Annotated in this window: 1 protein-coding gene; it reads left to right on the top strand. The window is 71.2% G+C overall.

Going from position 1 to position 260, the window contains the following annotated elements; translation table 11 throughout:
- On the top strand, positions 1-260 hold a 260-nt coding region (locus tag OO52_RS45830), incomplete at both ends, for an alpha/beta fold hydrolase (protein WP_030659565.1).

Below are 260 nucleotides of genomic sequence, written 5' to 3'. Positions count from 1 at the left end.
CGGGCCAGCCGGGCCTGCTGACCGAGAAGTCCGCGCTCGCCACCGTGACGATGGAGGACAGCGCCGAGGCCGTGCTGGACACGCTGCGCCAAGCCCGCCACCATCGTCGCGTCGTACTCGTCGCGCACAGCGCGGGCGGCGGCCCCGCGTCACTGGCTGTAGAGCGCGCACCCGAACTCGTCAACGAGATCGTCTACCTCTCGGCCTTCGTGCCCGCCGGACGGCCCCGGTTCTTCGACTATCTCGGCTCGCCCGAGAAC

The organism is Streptomyces flaveolus, from assembly GCF_000716535.1.
GTDB classification, from domain to species: domain Bacteria; phylum Actinomycetota; class Actinomycetes; order Streptomycetales; family Streptomycetaceae; genus Streptomyces; species Streptomyces flaveolus_A.
Note: the sequence above shows the minus strand (reverse complement) of the source record. Positions and strands in the feature narration are given on the sequence as shown.